This is a genomic window from Methylibium sp. T29 (assembly GCF_000576205.1).
In the GTDB taxonomy this organism is placed as follows: domain Bacteria; phylum Pseudomonadota; class Gammaproteobacteria; order Burkholderiales; family Burkholderiaceae_C; genus Methylibium; species Methylibium petroleiphilum.
The window spans coordinates 1-24993 of sequence record NZ_AZND01000034.1 but is presented as its reverse complement, the minus strand read 5'-3'; the positions used below and the strand labels follow the sequence as shown (position 1 = coordinate 24993).

Here is a 24993-nt window from a genome sequence, read left to right as displayed (position 1 = left end):
CGCACTTGAGGCGGCGGATTTCCGCGAGAGCATGAACTCGCCGGGATGTCCCGGTGCACGCCTCGCCAAGGAGCGCCGCCATGACCGCCGCATCCGCATTGCCCACCGTCACCTTGCATGGCGGCCCCTCGACTCCGACCACCTTGCTCGGACAGGCGCCCGCCCGCATCCCCACTGCCGGGAAGATCCGCGCCGGCATCAAGGTGCTGACCAAGCGCGCCGCGGGCGAGCCGCGTGCCTGCGAAATCTACGAGCGCGGACTGCGCGACGGCCACTCGTTCGACCGCATCGAGCAGGCGCTTGCCGAGGCCTTGCCTCAGCTGAAGAACCCGCTGGTGCCGCGCAATGTGCCCTGGTTCACCGTGCGCGCGCAGGACTTCGGCAACCCGGCGCTGGCGGGCGAGCTGATCGAGGCCTACGGCGAGGATCGCGGCGAGGGGCTGCACCTGTATCGCTTCCCCGTGGTGTTCCCGTCCGACCACTGGCAGACCGTGATGCCGCACGAACTGGCGGCCTGGGGAACGCACGACAAGCGCTACTGGTCGGAATACGCGCCCGATGGCCGCGTGCGGCGCTGCATGTGCCACGCGCCGGTTCCTGTGGACGCTCAGGGGCGGCGCGCCGTGCGCCTGTTCGGTGGACGCAAGACGGTGATGCGCGAGGCCAATGGCGGCGTCTGCGAGCCCGAGGCCTGCCACGAGTACCAGCAGCGCGAATGCAACCTGACGGGCCGCTTCCTGTTCTTCGTGCCGGGCATCCGCTCGCTGAGCGCGTTCGAACTGCACACCACCAGCTTCTACGCGATGAACGCGGCGATCCAGAAGTTCGAGACCGTGGCGTTCCTGCGCGGCGGGCGCATCTCGGGCTTTCTCGACCGCCAGCGCACGCCATTCTTCCTGTCCAAGCGGCTGACGGAAGTGAGCCACATCGACGAGCAGGGCCGGGCGGTGCGGGTGCCGCAGTGGATCATCGATCTAGAAGCGCCGGTGGACGTGAGTGCGCTGCTGCGCGACCGCGAGGACGACGAGGCCGTCGTCGTGCAGGCCCATGCGGCCTGCTGCGTTCTCGAAGGTGAACCCGCCGGGGCTGCCGTGCAGGCCACCGAAGCCGCGGACGCCGAAATGGCCCGGTCTCGCGGCGAGCCCACGCTGGACAAGGTGCTGGCCCTGGCCAGCGAGCTCGGTGTCTCCGCCACCGACTTCGAGGCCTACGCGGCGCGGCGCTGGGGGCCGGGCTGGAAACTCAACCCGCAGGGCCGGCGCCGGGCCTGGGACGAACTGGACCGCCACCGCAACGACGCGCCGGGCTACGCCGACAAGGTTGCCGCGGCGTTGCGGGAGGCGTCATGACTCCGCGCTCGGCGCTGCGGGTGGCGCACTTCTCCGACCTGCACTACGGGCCGCGCAACCTGGCCGAGTCGGATCGGTGCTTTGGCGCCGCGATCGAGCGTGCCGCGGAACTTGATGTCGACGTGGCCGTGATTTCGGGCGACAGCACCGACCACGCGCTCGATCTGCACTCGCCGTCGGCGGTGGCCCTCGTGTCGCGGGTTCGACGGCTGGCGGACCACTGCCCCGTTCTGATGCTTCAAGGCACCTGGTCGCACGAGCCGCCGGGCACGTTGTCGGTGTTCAGGGAGTTGGGCGGGCGCCATGCCGTGCACGTGGCTGATCGGATCGGGCAGGTGGGCCTGACCGCCGCGGGCGACTGGGTGGTGTCACCGGGGTGGTGCTTCGACGCGCTGCCGGAGGGGCTGGTAGCGCTCTTCTCATGCCTGCCCTCGGTCAACCGTGCGGCGGTCGCAGCGGCTCTCGGAGCCGCCGACGCCGCCGGCGCGACCGGCGAACATGTCGCGGCGCTGCTGCGTGGGCTCGCACCGAGCCACGCGATGGCGCGCCAGCTTGGCCTGCCGACCTTGCTCGTGTCTCACGGCACGGTGTTCGGTTGCACCACCGAGCATGGCGTGCCGATGGCCAGCTTCGACCATGAGTTCACGACCGGCAGCCTGTTCGATGCGGGCGCGCAGGCGGTGCTGCTGGGGCACATTCACCGCCACCAGTGCTGGGAACGCGACGATGGCATCGGCCGCCGCTGTATTGCCTACGCAGGGTCGATCGGCCGGTTCCACCACGGCGAGGCTGGCGACAAGGGCTTCCTGCTTTGGCACGTCGGCCCCGACTCCGCCGCATGCCGCCTGGAAGTGATGCCGGCGCGGCGCACGGTCGACATCAGCTTCGACGGCAAGCCCGACCTCGGCGCTTTGCGCGCTGCGCTCGCGGCGCAGCCGGTCGAGGGGGCCTGGGTGCGCCTGCGCTGGAGCGTGCCCGAAGAAGAGCGCAACGACGTCGACCGTGCCGTGATGCGCGAACTGCTGGCCGGCGCGGCGGGCGTGCAGTTCGAGGGGCGCATCGTGCCGGTGGTGCGCGTGCGATCCGGCGGTATCGGTCAGGCCGGCGCGATGCGGGACAAGGTGGTGGCCTGGGCCGGCGTGGTCGGCGCGCGACCCGAACCGCTGTGGGCGTGTCTCGACGAGCTCGCGGCGTGCGAGCCGCAGCAGATCGTGGACGCTGCCTTGGCCGAGCTGGACGCGGCGGCAGAGGTCGATGCGCAGCGTTCCGCAGGCGAAGGGGCGAGCGACTTGAAGGAGTTAGAGCCGGCAGGAGACTGCCTCGAGGTTTCATCGGGAGCACACGCATGAGAGTCCATTCGCTGATGCTCAAAGGCTTTCGCGGCATCCGCGACGGCATGGGCCGGGACGTGCTGGAACTGGACTTCGAGCGCCTGGCGCCCGGCGCCGCGCTCGTGGCTATCGCGGGCGCCAATGGGCGCGGCAAGACCACCGTGATGGACAACCTGCACCCCTTATGTGGACCTCGAGGTGTCAACATGGGAAGCCGTCACGCGTGTTGGACGACGGCTTCGGAGTCCGCCGAGTCGGTTGCCGCCGATGTCATCCGAATTGGCATTGGGCGCCAACTGCGTGCATCCGTAGAGGGGCCCCGGCTCACCCGACAACTACTACACAAAGTCGAAAGTCAGACATACCTCGCCGTTCGGTTTGACTTGATCGGTGTGCCGGAAGCCAGACGCGAGATAGAAGTCTCTTGGTCCGTGGGGCCCAACGACATACGACGTTTGGATCGATGTGATTCCGGGTCTGGATCTCGCGTGCGCCAGAACGAGCTCAAGTGCGCGTCGACCGTAGCCAAGCTTCTGGAACCGTTGATCAATCATGAATCTCCACAGCGAGATCTCAGACCTTCGTCCATCGGTATCCAAGAGAGTGTTGTCGCGCAGCATGACAAATCCGACGAGAACGTCCTCTGCGTAGACTGCCCGAAACCAAGCTTCTCTGTGAAAGTAGGCTTGCGCTATCGACACCGCATTGCTGGCAACGTACCCCTCTTGCTCTGGCGCTACGCGCAGGTTCGTTACCGCACGGACTGACTCAGCAGTGACCTCGCCGAGGGTGACGACGGTAGCGTTGGAGATGACAGTCGGCATGAGATTGTCTTTGCGAACTATGGGTGCCGTTAGCCCGAGGCGCCGAGCCAAGCTGACTGAGATTTGAAGGGGCATCTCCGTCTTCAATCAACGGACTCGATGCCCCGAGTCAGTGGAGTCGAAGTCATCGATCTGCGGCTTCAGAAGCGGAAGCTCCAAGAGCAGGGTACACGTTCTGGTGACAGCGGTAGTGTCCGCATCGTAGTTGTAGGGATGGCCAGTGTGTGACTCAGATGCACGCGATGGGCGCGGCCGGAGCGGCTGTGTGCCGCCATGACCTGCGCGCGGGGGCACCGTTGAAACGCCGGGACGATTCGGGGCCTGCAGAGCGACAGCCCAGAGGACCGCGATTCGGTCGGTCTTGACGGACGGCATGCGCGTGCGAACCTGTTGGCGTTCACCCACAGGACCGCCATGCAACCTCTCAAACTCACCCTCAAAGGCTTCAGGGGCATCCGCGATGGCCTTGGCCTGGAAGAGCTCACGTTGGACCTCGAGCGCCTGACGGACGGTGCCGAGTTGATCGCCATTGCCGGTGCCAACGGCAGCGGCAAGACGACGATCATGGACAACCTCACGCCCTACAACCTGCTTCCCAGCCGGGCGGCGACTGCGGGGCCTGGCGGCTTCACGTTCTACGACCACGTCTACCTTCCCGAGAGCATCAAGGACCTGACCTGGGCGCACGAAGGCCGCTGCTACCGATCGCAAATCGTCATCCGGATGAGTGGCCGCCGCAAGACCGAGGCATTCCTGCTCGGACTGGACGACGATGGGCAATGGCGGCCCGTGCGTGTCGACGATGGCACGGTATCCGACGGACGCGTCGAGTCGTATACCCACTGCGTCGAGTGCATCTGCGGCAGCCCGGAGACCTTCTTCACGTCGGTATTCGCCTCCCAGGCAAGCGCCAGCTCAACACCTACCGCAATGGCGAGATCAAGACGCTGCTGGCTGATCTGCTGGGCCAGGAAGAGATTCGCGCCATCGGCCAGAAGGCCGCCGAAGTCGCGCGCCTGCTGAAGGCGGGACTGGTCGCAGTTCGGCAGGAGCAGTCCGGCCTGGCCGACGAGATCGCGGCGGTCGAGGCCGCCAGGCAACGGCTCGGCGGCGCGGACTCGCGGGTGGCCGGTGCCGAAGTCGCCAAGCGGGCGGCCCAGGCTGGGCTGGACGAGTCGCTCGAGCGGCACGCCCGCTTGTCGGCCGAGCGCGAGCAGTCCCGCGCGATCGAGGCGCGACGTGCCCAGCTCACGACCGAACGGCAGGCCGAGCTCGACATGACTGGCCAGTCGGCAGAGGCACTGCGGGCCCAGGACCTCGCGGAAGTGCAGCGGCTGGAACGCCTGGAGCAGCGCATCGGCGCGCGCCAACAGCAAGAGCAGTCGCGGCGGCAGTCGCTGGCGCAGTCGCGGCGCCGTTGCCTGGAGGTGCTCGGCGAGATGGATGCGGTCGGCCGGTCGGTCCGGCGGCTGGCGCTGGCGCAGCGCGCGCACGAAGTGCGCCGGGCGCGTACGCAGGCGGGTCGCCAACAGATCCAGTTGCTGACCCAATGCCAAGGCGCTGTCCGTCTCGCGGAACAGAAGCTGGCCGGCATCGAACGCGACGCGGGCAAAGCGGTGCTTCGGGCGCAGGAGCTTGCCCATCGCTTCGTCCTCACCGCCGAAGTGCCTTGTTCGGGCAGCGATCTGCAAGGGCGCTGCAAGCTGCTCGGCGATGCGCGCGAAGCGCAAGCCTCATGCCCGACGCACGGACCCAGGTGGCGCGCTGTGCCCGCGAGCAGGAGCAGGTCCAGGGAGAATTGAACCAGGCGCGCCGGCGACACGAAACGCTTGCCGGTGCCCCGCAGGCATTGGCCTGGGCAGAGGATCGTGAGCGTGCTGCACGCGAGCGCGTCGACCGCATGGCCGTACTCGCGTCGAGGGAGCAGGCGTGCGCGCAGGCCAAGGCCACATTGGCCGATATCGATCGCGATCTTGCTGCCCTGGGGTCGCCGACCATGCAGGTCGTGCAGACCCCCGAGGAGCAGGCCGAGCGCGGGCAGGTCGCGGCCTCGCGCTTGGCCATCGCGCAGCAGCTGCAGAGGCAGCAGCAGCGATCCGCCGCGGCACTGGCCCGGATCGAGCGCCTGTTGGTGGAGCTGCCGGCGGTCTACGACGAGTGTCCGCTCAAGGCCGCTGCCGAGGCGGTGACGGGTGCGCGCGGCGCGCTCGCGACGGCCGAGCGCTCGCTGCTGGAGGCCGCTCGCGACGCGCAGGCGCAGGTGGAACTCGGCAAGCAGTCGGTGGCACTCGTCGCCCGCCGCGAAAGGTCCAGGCACGCTGCGCGAAGGTCGAGCACGAACTCGCGAACTGGATCCTGTTCGCCCGCTGCATGAGCAACGACGGGCTGATCGCGCTGGCGATCGACGACGCCGGGCCGGCCCTGTCCGGCCTGGCCAACGAGCTGCTGCTGGCCTGCTACGGACCCCGCTTCACGGTGTCAATCCACACGCTGCTCGAAAGCGGCAAGGGCGAACAGAAGGAAGGCTTCGACATCGTCGTGCACGACGGCTCCACCGGCGATGCCAAGAGCATGGGCCTGATGAGTGGCGGCGAACGGACCTGGGTGGAGGCCTGCCTGACGCGCGCCATCGCCTTGTACCTGGCGACGCACACGGGGCGCCGGTACTCGACGCTGTTCTGCGACGAAGCCGACGGTGCGCTCGATCCCGACCGCAAACGCATGTTCATGGCGATGAAGCGCGAGGTGCTGCGCCTGGGTGGCTACGAGCGCGAGTACTTCGTCTCGCAGACGCCGGAGCTGACCGCGATGGCCGATGTCGTGATCGACCTCGATGCAATGAAGGCGCAGGCTGCGGAGGAAGTCCTCGTCGCGGGATGACCCGTGACGCAGGGCGGCGCGACTTCAGGCGTTCACAGGCGCGCGCGCTGCGGTCAGCCGCCGCGGTGCTCCGGCGCGATCGATACCACGCGCACCTTGGCATCGCGGCGCGACTCGGCCAGCTCGCGGTCGCGCCGCTGCAGCAGCAGGCGGGTCTCCTGCCACGCCGCGAAGTAGTGGTCGACCAGCGCTACCATCTTGGCGATCTGTTCGCGCAGGACGGCATTGTCCTGGCGCAGCCGCTGTGCTGCTTGCCTGTCGCCATCGATTCGAGGACGGTGCTTCTGCTGGACTGCGTGCAACGCCTGCACGACGTCGGGGTGGTAGCGGTACAGCGCGTTGCGGGAAATGCCGGCCAGCTCGCACAAGGTGGTGGCGGTCAGCGCCGACGGCGAAGCGCCATTGCCTTGCTGCTGAACCATGGTTGCCAGCGCCTCGCGCAATCGCTGCGCCGACGTGCTCTTGACCCCGCCGGGAGGCTGCTTCGTCATGATGATTCCTTCCTCCCGCAGTCGATCGCCCGGACCAGGGAGCGAGCCTCGTCGAGCCGCGCACGAACGATGCGCAGGGTCTGCAACGGCAGCGCGGGCTCATCCAGAAGCTCCTGGCAACGGTGAACCTGGATGGCCCAGTAGGGGCGGTGCTGCTCGGACACCACGAAGTTCTGGCAGCGTGCACAGGTCGAGGGCTCGCGGCGGGCAGGGTTCGGGCCGGCCGCGTTGCCGAGGCAGGCGCTGTACTCCTCGCGATAGACGCAGAAGCCCCAGTCGCAGACACCGAGCACGAGTCCCGCGTCGACCAGCAAGCGCGCATAGCTCGCGAGGTCTTCCTTGATGCGCTTGCCCCGAAAGCGCGGGCGATTCGCCACGATCTCCTCGCCGGCTCGTCCGCCCAGGCCGGGTGCCGCCAGCATGTGCTCCCAGGCATTGACCGACTGCGCCAGGATCTCGGCGTCGATCTCCTGGTTGAGCCGGTAGTCGGACCCGGCGTAGCCGTTGTCGGTCTCGGCCCGTTCGCGATGACCCAGCTGCTGGGCCAGTGCGAACAGGCACGTGCGATCACGAAGCGCCGCGAACCTGGCGAAGGTCTTGCGGCCCTGATGTGTGGTTAGCTTCCACGGCCGGCCCTCGTGGGTGAGGCCAAGCCAGGCGCCGAAGCGCCCAAGTTGGATGCTGACCCTTGCTGTCGATGGAATCTCCAGCCGCTCGGGCTCAAGCTCATGCCACTCGGTCGCGCCATTGCCGCGCCAGCGGCGCAGCCAGAGCTCTTCGCGTCCGGCGACGGCGCGGTGCCCGGCGGACAGCGCTTCGAGTACCGCCACCGCCTGCACCGCGGCGGGCGGGGCGACCCACTCGTGGGCGCGCCCGTGGTAGCCCGACTGGCGCTTGAAGATCGCCCCGACGATCACGGTCACGGGCTCGCTGGCGCCCTCGGCGCTTCGACGCTGCACGCAGCCGGCCTTCAAATGCAGGATCTCGCTTACGCGCGGGCCGACCAGGTAGGAGATGACGACGAAGCAGGCGGCGTAGAGCAAGTCGGTGCGCCGGACGAGTTCGCGGACCGACCGCACGGAGGAGTCCGCATCGGCCATGCCGGCGCTGGCACGCTGGAGTGCGCGTGTCGCCCGTCCGGTGTGCGCGTGATCGGAGCCGCGACCGCCAGCCACAGCCTTCCGATACGTCTCCCAAGCGCGCAGGACGGCGGGAGCGTCGCGCGTGACGATGTCGATCGCCGCCTGCACCAAGGGCACGGTGACGCTGTCGGGTGTGTAGGGCCAAGGTCGGCGCAGCCCGTTGTGAGCGCCGGCGAGCTGGCGATGATCGCTTCCGGCAAAGGGGTCGAAGCTCAGGCAGTCGTCGAGTTCGTCGCGGAACCGCTGGAAGTACGCGAGCAGGTATAGGTGTCGTTGCAGGGTTCCCGGCGCACGCTGCGGCGACCTGCCCGCCAAAGGGCGCGAGCGCAGCCACTGCTGGAACTGCAGCAATCCCGGCGGGTCGAGCAGCGAGAAGCGGCTGAAACCCTCGCCGCTCATCCATTGGAGCAGGCAGCGCAGCGTGTGAAAGTATTGCGCGACCGTGCTCGGCCGCAGTGGCAGTCCGGTGGAAAGCGAGCGCGATCGGATGAGGGCGACGAGTTGCCTGCTGGTCTCCAGCAGCGCGGCGTGGCGCTGATCGGTGAAGCGTCGCCCATCCTGCAGTTTGAAGTCCCAGCGCAAGCGCACAGGCTGCCGCTCTTCCAGGGCGTTGCCCGGCGCCAGAACCCAGACGGGGTCTTCCCACTTCGACTCGACAAGGAACCACGCGCGGTCGCCGGTTCGCGCCTGAGCGCAGGCGACGGGACTGTCGTCGGTCTGGCGCTGCGGGGCGGGCACGGCGGCGACCTCACCGCAGGTCCGGCAGCGGCGGAAGTTGCGCCACCAGCGGCTCGGCCGCGGCGAGTTCCCGTGTGCTGAAGCGTGGCAGGATGTCATCCTCGAGGATGCGCAGCTGCGACGCGTAGAGCACTTGCCAGCGCGCCGGATGCAGCGTCAGTGCCGCGGCGCGCAGGTGGTCGCGCGCTTGAAGCAGGCGGGCCATCGTGCGCGGCTCCGGCGGGATCACCGCGTTCGGGCAGGTGAAGCAGCCCATGAAATTGGTGCAGATCTCGCCCCGGCGTGTGCCGGGCGCGGTGCCGGCCAGCGGATCCGTACAGTCGAAGCCGAACAGCGAGACCGTCTTGCCCGGCGGGACATCTGCGCTCGACGGCAAGGCCGCGACCACCGGCGCAGGCGACGTGGCAGGCGAGATGGCAGGCGGTGCGGCGAGATGCTCAATGAAGGCCCCCTGCAATGCGGCCATGCGCGCATGGTTCTGCTGCCGGACGATCGGCGTCTGGACATAGCGAACGGTCGTCGCGATGCTGGCGTGGTTGGCCACCGCCCGCGTTCGAAGCAGGTCGCCGCTGGCGCGGTAGAAGCTGGACAGCACGCTCGGCCGGATGCTCGCCAGCGAAAACGCCGCCAGGCCGTGTCGCTGGCAGAACTCGCCGAGCAGGTGGTGGACCGTGATGGTGGACATCGCGTTCACCGTGCGCAGCCCCTTGAAGATGAAGAGGCGGTCGCGTTGTGCCGCTGGCGCCAGCGGCCGCAGGCGCTCGTTCCAGGCGAGAAGGTCCCTCACCAGCGCCGGTGGCTCGAACGGCGCGTCGCGCTCGAAGCTGCGTCGCTGCAGACGTCCGGCGCGCGCCTTGAACCAGACCAACGCCTGGCAGTTCTCCAACAGCGGGACGTCCTGGAGGCAGTCGCGCCCGAGTTCGGCGATGGGCTCGGGATTGCCGGCCGCGTGGATCAGGATGGCCAGGTAGTACGGCAGCAACGAGACGGCGCGCGGGTACAGGCACGGCTCGATCTGCTTGGCACCACCCCAGCGGCGCACCGCCAATTGCAGCGGATGGTTGCCGCACCGTTGCAGCTCGAGGCTGCTGGGCACGATGCCGGCGAAGCGCTGATCGACCTCCACCAGCAACCAGCCCAGGGAGCCCGGCTTGTCGCCGTCCGCAGCGCGTTGCGCGGCGGCCGAAGCGCGGACCTCCCGCACGGCAGCGATGTCTGCCTCGCATGCACGCAGGATCGCGCGCAGCTCGCGCGCCGTCGGCGTCGCGCGTGGGGGCCGGTCGCTGCCCCGGCCCGGGAAGGGTGTGAAGGGGTAGTCGATGCGGCTGACGAGATCGGGACGACAGCGCTCGAGCCAGCGCAGCAGCTGGCGCAACGCACTGTAGGCCGCGCTCCGCGTGGAGATCGCCCATGTTGCGCCGTCAGCGCGCCGTCGCGCGTTGAGCCATTCGACGTAGCGCAGGAGCATCCGACGGTCCAGGTCCGCGAGCGATCTGACCGCTCCCGATTCGCTCGCGAAGCGGCTGAAGGTCAACACCCAGGTCCAGCAAGACTTGATGCCGCGCGGCGGCCGGGCTCCCAGGTGGCCCCAGAACGCCAGCGCCAGCGCAAGCCGCACCTCTTCCGGCAGGCCCAACGAAGAGAAGTCGATGACCGTCCGGCGAACCACACGAGGGGCTTCGATGCGGGCTTGATGTGCGTCATGCGTCGGCGGTGCCGCGGACCCCTGCGACAGGTTCCGGTGGATGCGCTTGCCGGGTGACCTCATGGCGCGCTTGTCTGGTCAAGCAGCGTGTCGAGCGCGTCCTTGAGGACACACGGGTCGACCGCCACTGCACGAAGGTAGCCGTCGGTGGTCTCGATGCGCTCGTGCCCGAGCAGCACCTTCACGACCAGCAGCGGGTTGACCTGGGCGCCTCGGGCGGCCAGCTGCTCCAGCCGGGTCAGCATCATGCAGGCGAAGGTGGCCCGCATCAGGTGCGTCGTGGCCTTGAAGCCGCAGACACGGCCCGCTTGGCGCACGGCTCGCTGGTAGGCGTTCTTGCCCACGGCACTTCCGCGTGCGTTGATGAACAGCGCCATGGGCGTGGCGATCCGGCCTCTGCGTCGTGCGCGTGCAAGCCAGGCGAGACGATGGCCGCTCACGTAACCGTCGGTCTCGTCGAGCAGGCTGGCCGGCACGACCACGTGGCCGGGCTTGCGGCCCTTGCGGATGACCTCGATGGCGCGATGCGGCGTGGCTGGCGCAGAGCGGGGGTCGATGTCGTCAATGTCGCTGGTGCCGAGGCGCAGCAACTCGCTGATGCGCAGGCCCGTATACAGCTGCCAACGTGCCATCAGGTCGTAGGGCGGCGCGAGCGCCGCAAGGAGTTCACGCGCCTGCTCGGAGACCAACGGCCGGGGCAACGCCTCGTACTGTCGAAGGATGAACAGGCTGCGCTCGTAGGTCGGGGTGTGACCGGCTCGTGTCGATCGGTGCTGGCGCGCGAGGCGGAGATCGCGTGCCGGCTCCGCCAGCGGCGAGGTGCTCAACCAACGCGCGCGAACCGCCCACCCGTAGAACCGAAGTACGCCGCGAACACGATGGTTGATGGTGGAGGTGCGGAACGGTCGGCCGGTGTGTGCGCTTGACTGCGACATCATCCGGTTCCGATAGGCCACGAGGTCGACGCCGTCGGCCGTCTCCCACGGGATATCGTTCTGCTCGAGTGTCTCGAACCAGTCGTAAAGGATCTCGGCGTAGGTCCTCAGCGTGTCGTCAGTATGGGCGCGCTGGATCGAGTGCTCGTGCAGGAAGGCCACCGCCGGTTCGACCAGTTGCCAGTGCTTGGTGAACAGAAGCGGAAACCCGCTTGGGCGAGGCTCGCGAACCGCGACGGCAGCCGCTTGTTCGGCAGCGTCGCGTGCTCGCCCGGGCACCTCATCGGCGGTTGGCAGCGATGCCTTGCGGATGATCTGCACCATGGCGCTCTACCTTGCGCATCAAGAACTTGACGGCGTCCACGAACGACAGGTCCAGGAGGTACATCGCCAGGTCGATGGCTCCACCCCCGCCGCGCTTCGCGCGTGTGTCGTACCACTTCGAGCCCGTGGTCACGATCTCGAATTCGCCGCGGCCGGTACTCAGGTGCCAGCGCGCGCTGCGATCATCCTTGACCGGCCGATACGTCGGGTCAGGCTTGAGGTAGGTGGCCAGCAGCGCGAGCGTGTCGCAGGCCGGCATCTGGCGAAGCCGTGTCAACGTCGAAGTACTGAATGAAATGCGAAGTCGGCGCGCGACCATCTCCGCGACCTCCTGTGGCATTGCTCGTAAACGCGGGACGCGGCGGGGCTACTCGCCTCTGAGAGAGGCTTGGGCTACCCGGGCGTGAGATCACTGTAGGCCGGGTGGCCGCTGAGTCCAAGGGCGTTGACACTGGCGAATGCAACCTAACACCCCTACCTGCTGATGCCGTCGCGGGCGTCGACAGGCACACCCGGCGGCTTCTCGTACTACGAGCATGTCGTGCTGCCGGAGAGCGAGAAGACGCTGGTGTGGGAGATGGACGGGCGGCGCTACCGCTCGCAGCTGGTGATACGGTCCGGCGGCCGGCGCCGGACCGAGGCGTATCTGTTCGCCTGGGATGACGGCGCGTGGCGGCCCGCCGTGATCGCCGACGGCACCGTGTCGGACGGCCGCTGCGACAGCTACACCCGTTGCGTGGAGTCGATCTGTGGCAGCGCGGAGACCTTCGTCACTTCGGTGTTCGCGGCGCAGGGTCGGCGCCACCTGAGCCAGTACCGCAACGCCGAGATCAAAGGGCTGCTCGCCGACCTGCTCGGCCTGGACGAGATCGGGCGACTCGGAAGCCGTGCGCAGGAGGTCGTTCGCGGACTGAAGGCGGGATTGAGCGCACTGCGGATGCGGCAGTCCGAACTGGCCGTCGACGAGGCGCGGGTGAAGGCCGACCTCACCAAATTGCACGGCGCCGATCAGGCGGTGGCCGCGGCGGTGAAGGCCCGCGACGCGGCGCGCAGCGGATGCGATGCGGCCCGGCTGGCCCACGCTCGCCTGCTGGCCGAGCAGTCGCGGTCGACCGCGATCGGTGAGCAGCGCGCGCGGCTCGAAGACCGCCTGCGCCTGGCTGCGGCGACCCTGCAGCGATCCGAAGCCGAGTGGCAACGACTGCAGGACGACCTGCGCGAGCGGACCGAACGGCTGAATCAGCGGGTCGCTGAGCGGATCACAAGCGCCAGGACGCGCCGCGAGGCCGCGGAGGTCCGGCTGCGTCGCTGCGCCGCGCTTGTGGCCGACGCGGCGCGTGTCGCCCGCGCGGAGCGTCGACTGCCACTCGCCCGGCGAGTCTTCGCCGCATGGCAAGCGCGCATGGCGCAGGCGCGAGTCGGGGTCGAGCAGGCGACACGGGCGCGCGATGCGTGCAGCCACGCAATGCAACGGCTCGGCGCGATCGAGCAGGCGGCGGGAAAGGCTGCATTGCGGGCGCAGGAACTTGCGCGTCGGTTCGGCCTTGTCGGGTCGGTGCCCTGCAGTGGACTGCCGCTGCAAGGCCGCTGCCAGCTGCTGGGCGACGCCCGCGAGGCCGCCGCCTTGATGCCATCGGCGCGCGGCGAGGTCGAACGTCTTGCGCAAGAACGCGCGCAGGTGCTGCGCGAAATCGAGCCGCTCGAGCGGCAGGCGGCGCAGCGCCAGGGTGCCGCGGATGGGCTTCGGGACGCCGAGCGGCGTGTCGCCGCCGCAGCGAGCAGGGAGACCGCCCTGAGCGGGCTGGCCGGGCGCAAGGCGGAGCTGGTACGCGCCGAGGAGGACCACGCGGCACTGCAGGAGGAAGTGAAGGCCTTGCAATTGGTCGAGTCGATCCGCGAATCGGACGATGAGCGGACCGAGCGGCAGGCCATCGCCGGCGGACTGCAAGCATCCGCGCAGCAGAGGCAAGCTCGGCGCGAGGCGCATCGCGCCGAAACCGTCGCCATCCAACAGATGCTGGCGTCGCTGCCGCCACGATTCGACGCGCAACGGCTGGTGGAAGCGGCGGCGCATGTCACAGCGGCCCAGCGCAGCCTCGAGGAAGCGGAACGCGCCCACTCCGCTGCGCTGGCGGACGTGCACAAGCGCCAGGCCGCCGACGCCGAGCATTCGCGCCACGAGGCACGGCGTTCTGCGCTCGGCGAGCACATCGACCGTGTGCAGAGTCAGCTGGCCGACTGGCTGCTGTTCGCGCGCTGCATGAGCCACGACGGCCTGATCGCGCTGGCCATCGAAGACGCAGGCCCCGCACTGTCGGGCCTGGCCAACGACCTGCTGCTGGCGTGTTACGGCGCCCGCTTCACGGTGGCGATCCGCACCCAGGTCGAAACGGCGAAGGGCGAGGCACGCGAGGGGTTCGACATCGAGGTGCACGACAGCGAGTCAGGCAACGCCAAGAGCGTCGCGCTGATGAGCGGCGGCGAACGGGTGTGGATCTCATGCCGTGATCGGCATGAGATCCACTATGCCGAGAACCCGGATATGCCGAGTTCGCGGTCCGGCCGGCGCTGCATGACCCTGTTCTGCGACGAGGCCGATGGCGCACTGGATGCCGACCGCAAGCGCATGTTCATGGCGATGAAGCGCGAGGTGCTCAAACTGGGTGGGTACGAGCGCGAGTTCTTCGTCTCGCAGACGCCCGAACTGACGGCGATGGCGGATGCGGTGATCGACCTTGACGAGATGGTGATCGCCTCCGAGCAGGCTTTGAACGAGGGAGGTTCGTGAGTGTCGTGGGCAACGAAGGGAAGCCAGACCCCTCGCAGGCTGACTTCCCTTCCTGATCGGTCGCCGTCGGCGTCAGGCCGACAGTTCCGTCACTCGCCCGTCGGGCGCGTGCTCCACGATCCGGTTGCCGGCACGTCGGATGCTGTCGGCGACGACAGCATCGATCATCGAGCGCGGCACCGCGACGTCGAGTTCTTCGAGTCGCTGAACGACCGTGGCGATGTCGCGCCAGTCTGCGGTCGGCTCATCCAGGCTGCTGTAGGCCGGCTCGTCGGCTTCAGTCTCCGGGCCGTCGTCCCAGAGTTGCAGAAAGAACTCGTTCAGCGGCCGGTCGTAGCCCATCACGACGAGCAACGGGCTTCCAGCCCGAACCGTGCGCAGATGGTGCCGGCTCATGGCGCTTCCCCTGGGTCTTCGAAGCATTCGATGCCTTCGACCGTGGCGCCGTGCACGTCGAACTTGAGCCAGACGATCCCCGCGCGCTCGGCCAGCTCGAACAGTTGGGCGAGATCCGCCTCCAGCGGCGTGTCGTAGCGCGGTGCGCCGACATAGACGAAGCCCCCGGTGAGTGTTGGATAGGCATTCACGGACAACTGGTCCTCCTGCAGAAGCTGGCGCGTGGCCGGTGAAAGGTGCGCGGTGGACAGCGCGACGAGGGGCTCCGCGAGCTCGCGCGGTCAGCACAAGCTCGCTCATGACGCCCTCCCGGCAGGCCGGAGGGACGGGCTCGGCGACGCTTTCGCGCGTCGGTTGAAGTCGATGCCGCAATCGCGGCAGCGGTACCAGCGCAGGCGGCCGAGTTGGCCGAGTGGCACGCCTTGGCCCGGGCAGACCGGGCAGGCAGGGGATTGCGGCGATGTGCCGGTGAACATGGTGTTGCTCCTTCTCTTCTCGGAAGGGGCGCTCGCCCGCGAGGGCGATACGCCCCCTCGGGGTTGTCGATGGCGGTGGCTGCCGCGGGTCAGATCAGTCCGCGTTCGGCGAACGACGCGCACTGGTCGCCGGCCACGACGAAGTGGTCGAGCACCCGGACGTCGACCAGCGCCAGCGCCGACTTGAGGTTCTGCGTCAGGAACTCGTCGGCACGGCTCGGCTCGGCCGAGCCGCTCGGGTGGTTGTGTGCCAGCGCCACCGCCGCGGCGTTGCGCTCCAGCGCGCTCTTGACGATCTCGCGCGGGTAGACCGAGGTCTGGGTCAGCGTGCCGCGGAACATCTCCACGGCGCTGCGCAGCCGGTTCTGCGCATCGAGAAACAGCACGATGAAAACTTCGTGCTGCAGGCTGGCGCAGTGCAGGCGCAGCCAGTCGCGCAGCGCCTGCGGCGAGTTCATCACCGGGCCGGCGCTCAGTTGCGCGCGCAGGTCGCGCATCAGCAACTCGCGTGCGACGCCGAGCTTGTGGTCGAGCAGGGTATCGCTCGCCTCGCTGGCGACGGCCGCGGTACCGAAGTAGGCGGACTCGAGGTCGTTGACCTGATCCGCGGGTGGATGGTCTTTGGGCAGGACGGGGGCGAGCAGGGCGCCGATCAGTTCGGCGCGCGACATGGCAGCAAGGTTCTGCATGGCGTTCTCCATGGGGTTCATCGAAAGGACGAACGGGAACGCCGCCCCAGCCGGGAACGGGTTCCCGAGCGGGTGGCGCCACGAGGGCGCCTAAGGGGGCAGGTGACGACTGCTACGCCTGGCCGGGCCAGGACCTCCTGTCGGAGGGCTTGATCTCACGATCGAATGCCACGTCAGTGTCGTCGGGGTGGCGCCCGGCGGACACCGGGGCGAGGCGACCGCCATCCGAGCGGGCCGGCGGAATGAGTGAGTTCTGCGTGGCGCCAGTGCCGGTGTCGCGTCGCATGCCCGCAACGCGGCGCCATGTGGCAGCGACGGAATCGCAGCCGGACGCGACTGGGGTCGAACTGGCGAAGAAAGTACGACGAGAGCGTGTTTTGCGCTTGCAGGTGTGCGCTGCTTGGCGCGAGCATGGCGGCGAGACCTCGTTCGCGCGCCCGCCATGATCCGCCTCGGAACCCACATTCGACTGACTCGGCCCGAGGCCGAACGGCTGTTCCGGCTCACCGACATCGAGCCGGCGAACATCCGCACGGCGGCGGACCTCGACGCCTATGTGGCTCACTGCAAGGCGCACTACTGGGGCCGCTCGCGCGACACGCAGTTCCTGCACTGGCTGATCGACCAGGAGCGGGCCCGACTCGAGGTCGCGGCGTAGAGAGGAAAGAGGAGCCCCGAAGCACGAGGGCTTCGGGGCGAGGGGTGGCGTCAGGCCGTGCGCGCGGCGGCGGGCGCTGGCGCCCCGGTGTCCGACGAAGGCTGCCGCGTGGCCTTGGGGTCGAAAGCGGCATGGGCCTGGGCGACGTCGGCATCGCGCCGCAGTTTCCGTACCTTCGCCGCGGCGGGTTCGCGACGCATCTCGGGCAGGCACTCGACGAGCAGATCGATCGCCCGCGAGGTCTTCAGCCGAAGCGTACGCAGCGGCTCGACGACGAGCACGCGGCCAGCCTGCCGCACGAACTGCCCGATCCGCTTGTTGCGCTGCGTGCGCGCCTTGTGCGCGCGCAGCGATTCGCGGCAGCTCAGGTACAGCGCGAGGTGGTCGTGCCGCGCCTGCGCGTCGGCATCGAGTTGGGCCAGCACCTCAGCGGCGATGTCGGCCTGGCCGACCTGCCGGTAGAAGCGGACCCAGGCGCGCTCTTCTTCGATCTCCACGGCCGAGCGCTTCGCCTTGCGCGGAGCCGGGTAGGGCCTGTCGTTCAACATGGGGGACTCCTTGGTCGGCGAGCGCACCGGCACCCCGAGGGGAGACGGTGGACTCCCCTGGTTGGAAGATCGCCTACGAAATCGGCATCGTTGGCGGTGGGACGCGGAACGCGACCTATCGGCCTCGTCGGGCGAGTGTCTGGCCGTGAGACCAGGCGACTCGCCGACGAATGCACTCTCACGCCGCGGCAGGGCGCAGCAGGGCGGCCAGTCGCGGTGGCGGCGGGACCGGCGCGTGAACGCGTCCCGACCCTCCAAGCAGCACGCCGACGGGCCGTGGCGCTCTAATTGCTTGACTTGCACACATGGCAGTTCTCCTTCGTGAAGCGAAGGGGAACGCCGCTCCCGTCGGGGAACATGGTTCCCCGTCTGGGATGCTTCGGCCCGCGTGGGTCGAAGCGACTGGATGGCAAGCCACGGCCCCGTGAGAGGTGTGGTTCGCCATGAAAGGAAGGCCCGCGGTCTTTCGATCGGGGCCTTGCTCGGTGCCGGGCATCACGCTGCTTGCGCAGCGCATGTCGGCGCTGGTGAAGCACGCACGTCGGCGGCTTCATCCACTCCGGCGCCCACATGTTGACGGGAGCCGTTGACGGGCCGCATGGAGCGGCCTGACCAGGCAAGGCCTGGCGCTCGAGGGCGGGTAACGACCGCGACGCCAGCGAGGCTGGACTTCAGCGCAGCCGAGGCTGCGGTGAAGGCTTTGCAGGCACGATGCCCACAGGTAGCGTGGTCAGTGTTGACCGGACACGCCGTCCCGACAAGAACATCGTTACAAGCTGTGGCGACCGCCATGCGCAACGGCCCGCCTTCGTCGTTGCCGTGACGTGGCGGAATCGGTCGGCCTCGTCCGCGACAATGGAGTCAATGGTCAAGCTCGCCAAGAACTTTCGCTCCTTTGCCGATTTGGCCGCCGCCTACGAGCGCGACCGCGACTACCGCATCGTGCGGTTGCCACGTTCCGGTTCCGAGGTGGCGATCGTGGCGCCGCACGGCGGAAGCATCGAAGCGCACACCTCGGACATCGCCCGCGACATCGCCGGCCAGGACTTCAACCTCTACCTGTTCGAGGGGCTGCTGAAGGCCGGCAACTTCGCCGCACTGCATCTGTCGAGCCACCTGTTCGACGAGCCAGACTGCCTGGATTTGCTGAGCGCATGCCGGTCAGTGGTCAGCGTGCATGGTTGCGGCCACGCGGGCGAGATCGTGCTGCTGGGTGGGCGGGATGTCGTCCTGCGGGAGTCGATCGGCGAGCGCCTGCGAGGCCTCGGCGTCGAATGCGAAGCCGCACTGGCCGGACTGGACGCAGCGGATCCCATGAACGTCTGCAACCGGGGGCGCGGCGGGGCCGGCGTGCAGTTGGAGGTGTCGCTTGCGCTACGGCGGTCGCCGCGGCGAGCCCTGCTGGTGCGCGCCGTGCGCGAGGCGCTGCTGGTCGCAGAAGCCTGACGGCAGTCAGCGGGACGGTCACTGGAGCGCACATGACCGAGAAACCCGCAACCCCAGGCGGCCACGGGCAAGCGCCGCTGCCGCGCGCCCTGGGGCACTTCGCGGTCGAAGACCCGGAGGTCGCTGAACTGCTGGACCTCTCGACAGGTCGCTGCGAGCGGCATGCCGACGTCATCGGCGACGACTACGAGAAGGCGCTCCAGCTGCGCATGCAACTGCAGACGGACCTGCGGCGCGAACAGCCACGGTTCGTGTGTGCCATGTGCATGACGCCGGTCTACCTGGTCTCGCGACCTGAGGGCCGCAAGTTCTTCTTTCGGCATTCTTTGGAAGACGGCCGCTGCTCCGCGGTGACCCGGGTCCTGCTGTCGCAGGACGAGATCGACGCTCGAAAGTACAACGGCGCGAAGGAAAGTTGGCTGCACCTGGAGATGAAGTCGTGGATCGCGGCTTGCCTGCAAACCGATACGCACTTCTCGAAGGTGGTGGTGGAGGGGCGGTGGACCGGGGCCGTCTCCGGGGAGTGGCGCAAGCCGGACGTGCGTGCTCGTACGGCGGTACTCGGGTCGCGTTCGAGATCCAGTTGTCGACGACCTATATCAACGTCATCGCGCAGCGTCGTGAGTTCTATCGCCAGGAAGGTGGACTGCTGTTTTGGGTCTTCGCTCACTTCGACATGGGCGCGCGCCGGCTCACCCGGGAGGATGTGTTCTACAACAACAACCGCAACGCGTTCGTCGTCACGCAGGCTACGCGCGACGAGTCACTTCGACAGCGGCGGTTCCTGCTCGAGTGCATCTGGGCCGAGCCGACGCTGGGAGGAGAGGTCAGCGAATTGCGCCGGGAACTCGTTCCTTTCGATGCACTCACGCTCGATGCCGACACGCAGCGCGCCTATCACTTCGACTTCGATCGGGAGCGGAACCGCCTGGCCAGGGAGGTCCGCGAGCGCAAAGTGGCTCGTCAAAAGCCTTTGCGGGACAAGTTCGAGGGTTGGTACGTCGCCCATGTCACGACCCGCGAGGACGACCACAAGACCTGGGGGCAGCTGCGGCGCGACTGTGCCGGCGAGGGTGTCGGGCTGCCGGAGTACCCCGGAATGCTCCCGCGAGGTCTGCTCAACGTCCTGTACTCGACGAAGCATGGTCGCGTGATCGGATGGGACTACTCGAACTTCATCCAGATTGCCCACCACGTGGAACCGGGGCTGCGCCAGTACCTCCACTGTTTCCGAGCCGCGTTGAAGGCCTTCGGGCGAGCAGAGCTGATCCGCTCCGAGGATGCGTCCGGCAAGTGGGCAGCGAAGGTTGCGGAGTACAAGGCGCGCATCGCCCATGGCGATCCGGCCTACACCGCGGACACGACGCACGATGCGTTGGTCAGGCTGCTGTTCCCTGAACTGTTTGTGGACGAGCGGACCTGACGGCACGGGCGTCAGGATTGCGGCGATCAACAGACGCCCTCCCCGCAGTAGCGGGGAGGGGCCAAAACCGCCGTCAAGCGGCGAGCTTCGTATCCTCGGCGTCCATGCGGCTGGCGCCCGCCGAGTCCTGGTCGAGGTCGAGTTGGCGCTGCAGGCGGCGCTGCCGCGCGAGGAGATCGGCCAGGCGACCCTCATGCTCGAACGGGCGTTCGAGCTCGATCCGCAGATCGGCCAGGCGCTTGCCGCGCACGGTCAGTTGCTGACGTGCCGCGTCGCGCTCCTTGGGCACCGACGCCAGCGCTGCGAGCAGCGCCGCCACCAGCCCCTGGGCCGTCTGGTACACGTCGGCGTCGTACCGGCAGTGACCTTCGAGGTAGAGGCCGGGAACGCCGTTGTCGCGGCTGGCGCGCAATCCGAGGTGGAAACCAGCAAACCGGCCGACGCGCTGCTCGACGCTGCCTTGCGCGGCCTTCGCCGCACGCACCAGCTGCCGCAAGCCTTCGCCGACCGCCTCAGCGCCGACCAGAACCTGGCCGGCCAACTCGACGCGCATGTCTCCGGCGGATGCCGGCTCTGCGCGCTCGCAGTCCTGCTCCAGCAACGCCAGCTTGCGTTCCAGCGCCTCGATCAGCATCGGCAGCCGCGCCACCTCGCTCTCGTTCGCATAGCGCTGGTTGCGCCACACCGAGAACAGCGTCGACAGCTTGGCCACCTCGGCGTCCACGCCGGCCTTCTCGATCACGAGCGGGTTGCCCGAGGCGAGCGCCTTCACTTCGGCGTACGACAGCGCCGCCAGTTCCACGTCCTCGATCGAACGCAGCCCCTTGTCGCCGCTCATCACCTGGGCGATGAAGCGCGCCTTGGTCTCCAAGGCCTGCCACATGTAGCTGTCGAAGCTGCCTTCGGTGACGTAGCGGAAGATCTCCACGTCCTCGCACTCGTTGCCCTGGCGCAGGATGCGCCCTTCGCGCTGTTCCACATCGCACGGCCGCCAGGGCGCGTCCAGGTGGTGCAGCGCCGCCAGCCGGGTCTGCACGTTGGCGCCGATGCCCATCTTCGCCGTCGATCCGAGCAGCACCCGCACCCGGCCTTCGCGCACAGCCTTGAACAGCGTGGCCTTCTGCGCGTCGGTGTCGGCGTCGTGCACGAACGCGATCTCCGCTACCGGCACGCCGGCGTCGATCAGGCGCTGCTTCAGGTCGTCGTAGACGCTGAAGGCCTTGCCTTCCTTCGGTGACGACAGGTCGCAGAACACCAACTGCGCGCCGCGGAAGACCTCGGTGCGTTGCCGCACCGCGAGCACCTCGCGAACACACGCGGCCACCTTGCCCTGCGCGTCGAAACGCGCGCCCAGTGCCACCAGCCGGAAGTCCAGCGCGGCCTTGCGGCCGTCGGTGGTCACCGCGAGCATGTTGTCCTGCTGCGGCTTGACGCGGCCCATGCGGATCGCCTCCGCGCGCTCGACCAGCGTGCGCACGTAGGCCTTCAGCGCGCTGCTTGCCGGGCAGGCCACGATGCGCGGCTTGCTGCCGCGCAGCGCCGGCACCGGCAGCTTCAGCATCTCCGCGGTGCGGATGTCGGCCACTTCGCCGAACACCGCCATCAGCTCGGGCACGTTGATGAAGCGCGCGAAGCGCGTGTTCATCCGGTAGCCGCTGCCGTCGGGCGCGATCTCCAGCGCCGTGACGCTCTCGCCGAAGGTGGCCGCCCACGCGTCGAACTGCTGCAGCCCGAGTGCTTCCAGCCTACGGGGCTGCAGGTAGCGCATCATCGTGTGCACCTCGGCCATCGTGTTGGCCACCGGCGTGGCGGTGGCGAAGACCACCCCGCGCTGCGCGCCGCCGTGCAGGCGCATCGTGTAGCGCGTCTTCAGGAACAGGTCGAAGGCCCGCTCCGAGTTCGCCAGCGGCAGGCCGGCCACGCGCGTCATCTTCGTGAACCGGTACAGGTTCTTGAACAGGTGGGCCTCGTCGACGAAGAGCGTGTCGATGCCGAGCTGTTCCCAGCTCAGCAGATCGTCCTTCTTCGCGTCGGCCAGCAGCTTCTCCAGCCGCACCGTCCAGTTCTTCTTCATCGCTTCGAGCTGCTTGACGATCCGGTTGCCCCGGTCGTTGCGCCGCTCGGCGCGCACTGCCATCTCGATTTCCATGATGAGTTCCTTGATGAAGGTTTGTGTGAAAACCGGTGACATCCGGATGCGCTCGAAGCTCGAGTGCGTGATGACCACCGCGTCCCAGTCGCCCGTGGCGATGCGCGACACCAGCTCGCGCCGGCGGTCGCCCTCCAGGTCTTCCTTGCCCGCCATCAGCACGGCGGCATTCGGGTACAGCCGGACGAACTCGGCCGTGTACTGCGCCAGCATGTGGTTCGGCACCACGTGGCAGGGTTTGGCGGCGAAGCCGAGGCGCCGCAGCTCCATGCCGGCGATCGCGCAGACCGCGGTCTTGCCGGCGCCGACGACGTGGAACAGCCCGGTGTTGCCGGACTGCACGACGCGCCACACGGCGTCCCGCTGGTGCGGGTGCAGCGCGTAGCAGCGCGAGAACCCGGGCAGCTTCAGGTGCGAGCCGTCGAACTGTCGCGGCCGCGTGGCGTTGAACAGGTCGTTGTAGGTCCGGCACAGCCGCTCGCGGCGCTCGGCTTCGTCGAAGGCCCAGGCGGCGAAGCGCTCCTTGATCAGCGCCAGCTTCTCGCGTGCCGCCAGCGTCTCGTCGGGGTTGACGATCATGCGGTCGCTCTCCGGGTCCGGGTCGCGGACCGTCGGCACCTGCACGTTCAGCGCGCACTGCACGAGTTCGATCGCGTTCAGCCGCGAGGTGCCGAATTCCTGCGTCACCTTGACGTTCTGGCGCGCGCTCCAGTCCGGGTAGCGCACCGACCAAGCCCCGGCCTGTGCCGAGTAGCCCACCTCGCAGTCCTTCTGCTCCAGCACCTGCCGGATGAAGTCCTCCACGTCGCCGGCGGGGATCCACACCGCGCCCAGGCGCGGCTCGATGGCTGCCGGCAGCAAGTCCTCCGGCTGCACCCGCTCCAGCGCGGTCACGTTTCGTGCGGCCCCCGGGCCGGCGGCCAGCGCCAGCCTGAGCTTGGCCTTGACCTCGCCAGACAGGTACTCGTCGGCGGTCTTCCACTGCCCGTCCGCGGGATCCAGAAACACCAGTCCGCGCTCGGCCAACGCATCCAGCACCGCTTGTGGCGGCGCCGACAGCAGCCGGCCCATCCAGGCCGGATCGACCCGGCCGCGCCATTGCACCGAGGCGGCAAGCGCCTCCTCGGGCTCGGCCGCGGCTTCGGGCTCGACGATCCGCGCCAGCGTCCGCCGGCTGAAGAACGCCGCCTTGCTGGCGGTCTCGATCTCCTCGTCGTAGTGCTCCAGCGACAGCAGCAGCGGGTAGTCGGGGTCGCGCCGGAACGCGAGTGCGTTGGCGCGGTTCGACAGGCACCCGAAGCGCGCGACATAGCGGTCGTAGCTTCCGTTCAGCATGGCGCGCTCGTGGCGCTGCCGGCTGTCATCGGCGTCTGACAACTGCAGATTGAGCAAGGCTCGCGCGTGGTCGCGAATCGAACACAGGCCCGCGATGCGGGCACGCTGCGTGGCGTTCAGGCGCTCGTGGATGTCCACGAGTTCGCCGTCTTCCACGCGATGCACGCGGCCGTGGTGGAGGTGGTGACTCCCGGGCCGGGATCCGGTTGCCGGCGTCGTTTCGCGTCGCGGGGCCGGCGTGGCTCCCGGCGCGACGGCGCTGTACACGCTGCGCGGCAGCAGATCGACTCGCCTCGGCAGTTCTTCGGTCAGATCGCCGTCGAACACCGCGGTCGGCACCGGCTCGTGGCCGTTGCTCTCCTGGCGGATGCGGCCGATGCAGAACTGCGGCTGCGCCGCATACCACTGGTTGATCTGCAGGTAGCGTTCGCCGCAGCGCGGATCGCGCAGCGACTCGGGCACCACGCTCAGGCCCAGCCAGGGCTGCTCGTCGGCCTCGCCCGGTACCCGCTTGCGCAGGAACAGGATGTCCGCCTGCACGTCGGTCGACGCGATCTCGGCGAAGGCGCCGCGCGGCAGGCGGATCGCGCCCAGCAGCACCGCCTGCGACGCGAGGTAGCGCCGCACGGTGTCCTCCCAGCTGTCCATCGTGTGGCTGCTGGTGATGAAACAGGCCAGCCCACCGGGCCGCAGCAGATCGAGCGCGCGGCCGAAGAAGTAGTTGTGGATGCTGAAGCGGCCGTAGGGCCGGTTGCTCGAATCGGCCACCTTGTAGGCACCGAAGGGCACGTTGCCGATCGCCAGGTCGTACCAGTCATTGGCGAGCGGCGTCTTCTCGAACGCTCCGATGCGCACGTCCACACCGCTGGCGCCGTAGAGCGCCCGCAGCATCCGGCCCGAAAGCCGGTCGATCTCGATGGCCGTGACCGTGCAGTGCTCGGCCAGCGCCGCCGGCATCGCACCAAGGAAGTGGCCGATGCCGGCGCTCGGTTCGAGCACACGGCCTCCATTGAACCCAAAGCCTCGAACCGCCTGCCACATCGCCGCGATCACTGCGGCCGGGGTGTAGTGGCTGTTGTTGACCGACGCCAGCGCAGAGCTGTGGTCATCGGTGTCGAGCGCGTCGCGCAGTTGCGCGGCGCGACGTGCCCAGGCCGGTTCCGGCGCCTCGAGGTTGAAGCTCGCGGGCAGGCCACCCCAGCCGGTGTAGCGCAGCAGCGTGCTGCGCTGGTTCTCGTCGGGCTCGTTGCCCGACGCGTCGAGCGCGCGCAGGGTGTCGATCGCGGCCAGGTTGGCCTCGAACTTGGCGACGGCGCCGCGCGGGATGTCGAGCCCGGCGGCGGGCAGTGGGGCCAGGGGCGCAGCG

General features: G+C 68.6%; 19 protein-coding genes and 1 pseudogene. 10 read left to right on the top strand and 10 right to left on the bottom strand.

The genetic code is table 11. The features are described from left to right. Window positions 1-80 precede the first annotated feature (80 nt). The 6 genes from x551_RS06940 to x551_RS27005 all read left to right on the top strand — a co-directional run bounded on the left by x551_RS06940 (window position 81) and on the right by x551_RS27005 (window position 6384). Window positions 81-1349, top strand: coding sequence for a hypothetical protein (locus x551_RS06940; RefSeq protein WP_036232391.1), 1269 nt, complete (start codon window positions 81-83; stop codon window positions 1347-1349). Continuing rightward, window positions 1346-2698, top strand: a complete 1353-nt coding sequence (locus x551_RS06935; RefSeq protein ID WP_152543450.1) for a metallophosphatase family protein — start codon at window positions 1346-1348, stop codon at window positions 2696-2698. Before x551_RS06940 ends, x551_RS06935 begins: the two co-directional genes overlap by 4 nt. Further along, complete coding sequence (locus tag x551_RS27020) at window positions 2695-3447, top strand: ATP-binding protein (RefSeq protein WP_231497638.1); 753 nt, start codon at window positions 2695-2697, stop codon at window positions 3445-3447. The genes x551_RS06935 and x551_RS27020 overlap by 4 nt, the downstream gene beginning before the upstream one ends. Before the next feature lie 447 nt (window positions 3448-3894). Then, the gene (locus tag x551_RS27015; protein WP_253950315.1) at window positions 3895-4527 is read left to right on the top strand and encodes an AAA family ATPase; all 633 of its coding nucleotides are present in this window, start codon (window positions 3895-3897) and stop codon (window positions 4525-4527) included. Window positions 4528-5239: 712 nt separating this feature from the next. Next, entirely contained in the window at window positions 5240-5878 is a 639-nt protein-coding gene (locus tag x551_RS27010; RefSeq protein ID WP_253950314.1) for a hypothetical protein, read from the top strand. Beyond that, a complete protein-coding gene (locus x551_RS27005) occupies window positions 5875-6384 on the top strand; it encodes a hypothetical protein (protein ID WP_253950313.1) in 510 nt (169 codons plus the stop codon). The genes x551_RS27010 and x551_RS27005 overlap by 4 nt, the downstream gene beginning before the upstream one ends. 53 nt (window positions 6385-6437) lie before the next feature. Here x551_RS27005 and x551_RS06925 read toward each other — a convergent pair whose 3' ends face one another. The 5 genes from x551_RS06925 to x551_RS06905 are packed head-to-tail and all read right to left on the bottom strand — an operon-like array spanning window position 6438 to window position 12038. Beyond that, the gene (locus x551_RS06925) at window positions 6438-6827 is read right to left on the bottom strand and encodes a hypothetical protein (RefSeq protein WP_152543448.1); all 390 of its coding nucleotides are present in this window, start codon (window positions 6825-6827) and stop codon (window positions 6438-6440) included. Window positions 6828-6871: 44 nt separating this feature from the next. Beyond that, window positions 6872-8755, bottom strand: coding sequence for a hypothetical protein (locus x551_RS06920; RefSeq protein WP_051511881.1), 1884 nt, complete (start codon window positions 8753-8755; stop codon window positions 6872-6874). Window positions 8756-8765: 10 nt separating this feature from the next. Continuing rightward, window positions 8766-10523, bottom strand: coding sequence for a hypothetical protein (locus tag x551_RS06915; protein WP_152543447.1), 1758 nt, complete (start codon window positions 10521-10523; stop codon window positions 8766-8768). Next, window positions 10520-11719 (bottom strand): site-specific integrase, encoded by a 1200-nt coding sequence (locus x551_RS06910; RefSeq protein ID WP_036232382.1) that lies wholly within the window; start codon window positions 11717-11719, stop codon window positions 10520-10522. The genes x551_RS06915 and x551_RS06910 overlap by 4 nt, the downstream gene beginning before the upstream one ends. After that, window positions 11676-12038, bottom strand: coding sequence for a hypothetical protein (locus tag x551_RS06905; RefSeq protein ID WP_081771249.1), 363 nt, complete (start codon window positions 12036-12038; stop codon window positions 11676-11678). The genes x551_RS06910 and x551_RS06905 overlap by 44 nt, the downstream gene beginning before the upstream one ends. A 165-nt stretch (window positions 12039-12203) precedes the next feature. Here x551_RS06905 and x551_RS06900 point away from each other — a divergent pair, with 165 nt between their 5' ends. Then, window positions 12204-14507, top strand: a complete 2304-nt coding sequence (locus x551_RS06900; protein WP_051495714.1) for a hypothetical protein — start codon at window positions 12204-12206, stop codon at window positions 14505-14507. A gap of 72 nt (window positions 14508-14579) precedes the next feature. Here x551_RS06900 and x551_RS06895 read toward each other — a convergent pair whose 3' ends face one another. The 3 genes and pseudogenes from x551_RS06895 to radC form a co-directional block, all read right to left on the bottom strand. Further along, window positions 14580-14861: a hypothetical protein gene (locus x551_RS06895; protein WP_051495713.1), complete on the bottom strand. Its 282-nt coding sequence runs from the start codon at window positions 14859-14861 to the stop codon at window positions 14580-14582. Window positions 14862-14899: 38 nt separating this feature from the next. Further along, complete coding sequence (locus x551_RS06890; RefSeq protein WP_310732225.1) at window positions 14900-15100, bottom strand: hypothetical protein; 201 nt, start codon at window positions 15098-15100, stop codon at window positions 14900-14902. A 368-nt stretch (window positions 15101-15468) separates the two neighbouring features. After that, a pseudogene (gene radC / locus x551_RS06885) lies at window positions 15469-15885 on the bottom strand (DNA repair protein RadC); the annotation flags it as partial. Window positions 15886-16510: 625 nt separating this feature from the next. Here radC and x551_RS06880 point away from each other — a divergent pair. Continuing rightward, window positions 16511-16726 carry a hypothetical protein gene (locus x551_RS06880; RefSeq protein WP_036232378.1) on the top strand — a complete coding sequence of 72 codons (216 nt, stop codon included), beginning with the start codon at window positions 16511-16513 and terminating at the stop codon, window positions 16724-16726. A gap of 50 nt (window positions 16727-16776) precedes the next feature. Here the strand turns inward: x551_RS06880 and x551_RS06875 are convergent, their stop codons facing one another. After that, on the bottom strand, window positions 16777-17307 hold the full coding sequence (locus x551_RS06875; protein WP_197028774.1) for a hypothetical protein: 531 nt from the start codon (window positions 17305-17307) through the stop codon (window positions 16777-16779). A gap of 831 nt (window positions 17308-18138) precedes the next feature. Between x551_RS06875 and x551_RS06870 the strand changes: the two genes are divergently transcribed. Continuing rightward, window positions 18139-18720, top strand: a complete 582-nt coding sequence (locus tag x551_RS06870) for a poly-gamma-glutamate hydrolase family protein (RefSeq protein WP_036232369.1) — start codon at window positions 18139-18141, stop codon at window positions 18718-18720. A 439-nt stretch (window positions 18721-19159) separates the two neighbouring features. Continuing rightward, window positions 19160-20143: a DUF6035 family protein gene (locus x551_RS06865; RefSeq protein WP_152543445.1), complete on the top strand. Its 984-nt coding sequence runs from the start codon at window positions 19160-19162 to the stop codon at window positions 20141-20143. A 73-nt stretch (window positions 20144-20216) separates the two neighbouring features. Here the strand turns inward: x551_RS06865 and x551_RS06860 are convergent. Next, window positions 20217-24993, bottom strand: a 4777-nt coding sequence (locus x551_RS06860; RefSeq protein ID WP_051511879.1) for a DEAD/DEAH box helicase, incomplete at its 5' end; no start/stop codon positions are given.

What these genes read in the sequence shown, in the direction of transcription:
- x551_RS06940 (WP_036232391.1), top strand. Translation starts at nt 81, where the DNA reads ATGACCGCCGCATCCGCATTGCCCACCGTCACCTTGCATGGCGGCCCC.
- x551_RS06935 (WP_152543450.1), top strand. Translation starts at nt 1,346, where the DNA reads ATGACTCCGCGCTCGGCGCTGCGGGTGGCGCACTTCTCCGACCTGCAC.
- x551_RS27020 (WP_231497638.1), top strand. Translation starts at nt 2,695, where the DNA reads ATGAGAGTCCATTCGCTGATGCTCAAAGGCTTTCGCGGCATCCGCGAC.
- x551_RS27010 (WP_253950314.1), top strand. Translation starts at nt 5,240, where the DNA reads ATGCCCGACGCACGGACCCAGGTGGCGCGCTGTGCCCGCGAGCAGGAG.
- x551_RS27005 (WP_253950313.1), top strand. Translation starts at nt 5,875, where the DNA reads ATGAGCAACGACGGGCTGATCGCGCTGGCGATCGACGACGCCGGGCCG.
- x551_RS06915 (WP_152543447.1), bottom strand. Translation starts at nt 10,523, where the DNA reads ATGAGGTCACCCGGCAAGCGCATCCACCGGAACCTGTCGCAGGGGTCC.
- x551_RS06910 (WP_036232382.1), bottom strand. Translation starts at nt 11,719, where the DNA reads ATGGTGCAGATCATCCGCAAGGCATCGCTGCCAACCGCCGATGAGGTG.
- x551_RS06905 (WP_081771249.1), bottom strand. Translation starts at nt 12,038, where the DNA reads ATGGTCGCGCGCCGACTTCGCATTTCATTCAGTACTTCGACGTTGACA.
- x551_RS06900 (WP_051495714.1), top strand. Translation starts at nt 12,204, where the DNA reads ATGCCGTCGCGGGCGTCGACAGGCACACCCGGCGGCTTCTCGTACTAC.
- x551_RS06880 (WP_036232378.1), top strand. Translation starts at nt 16,511, where the DNA reads ATGATCCGCCTCGGAACCCACATTCGACTGACTCGGCCCGAGGCCGAA.
- x551_RS06870 (WP_036232369.1), top strand. Translation starts at nt 18,139, where the DNA reads ATGGTCAAGCTCGCCAAGAACTTTCGCTCCTTTGCCGATTTGGCCGCC.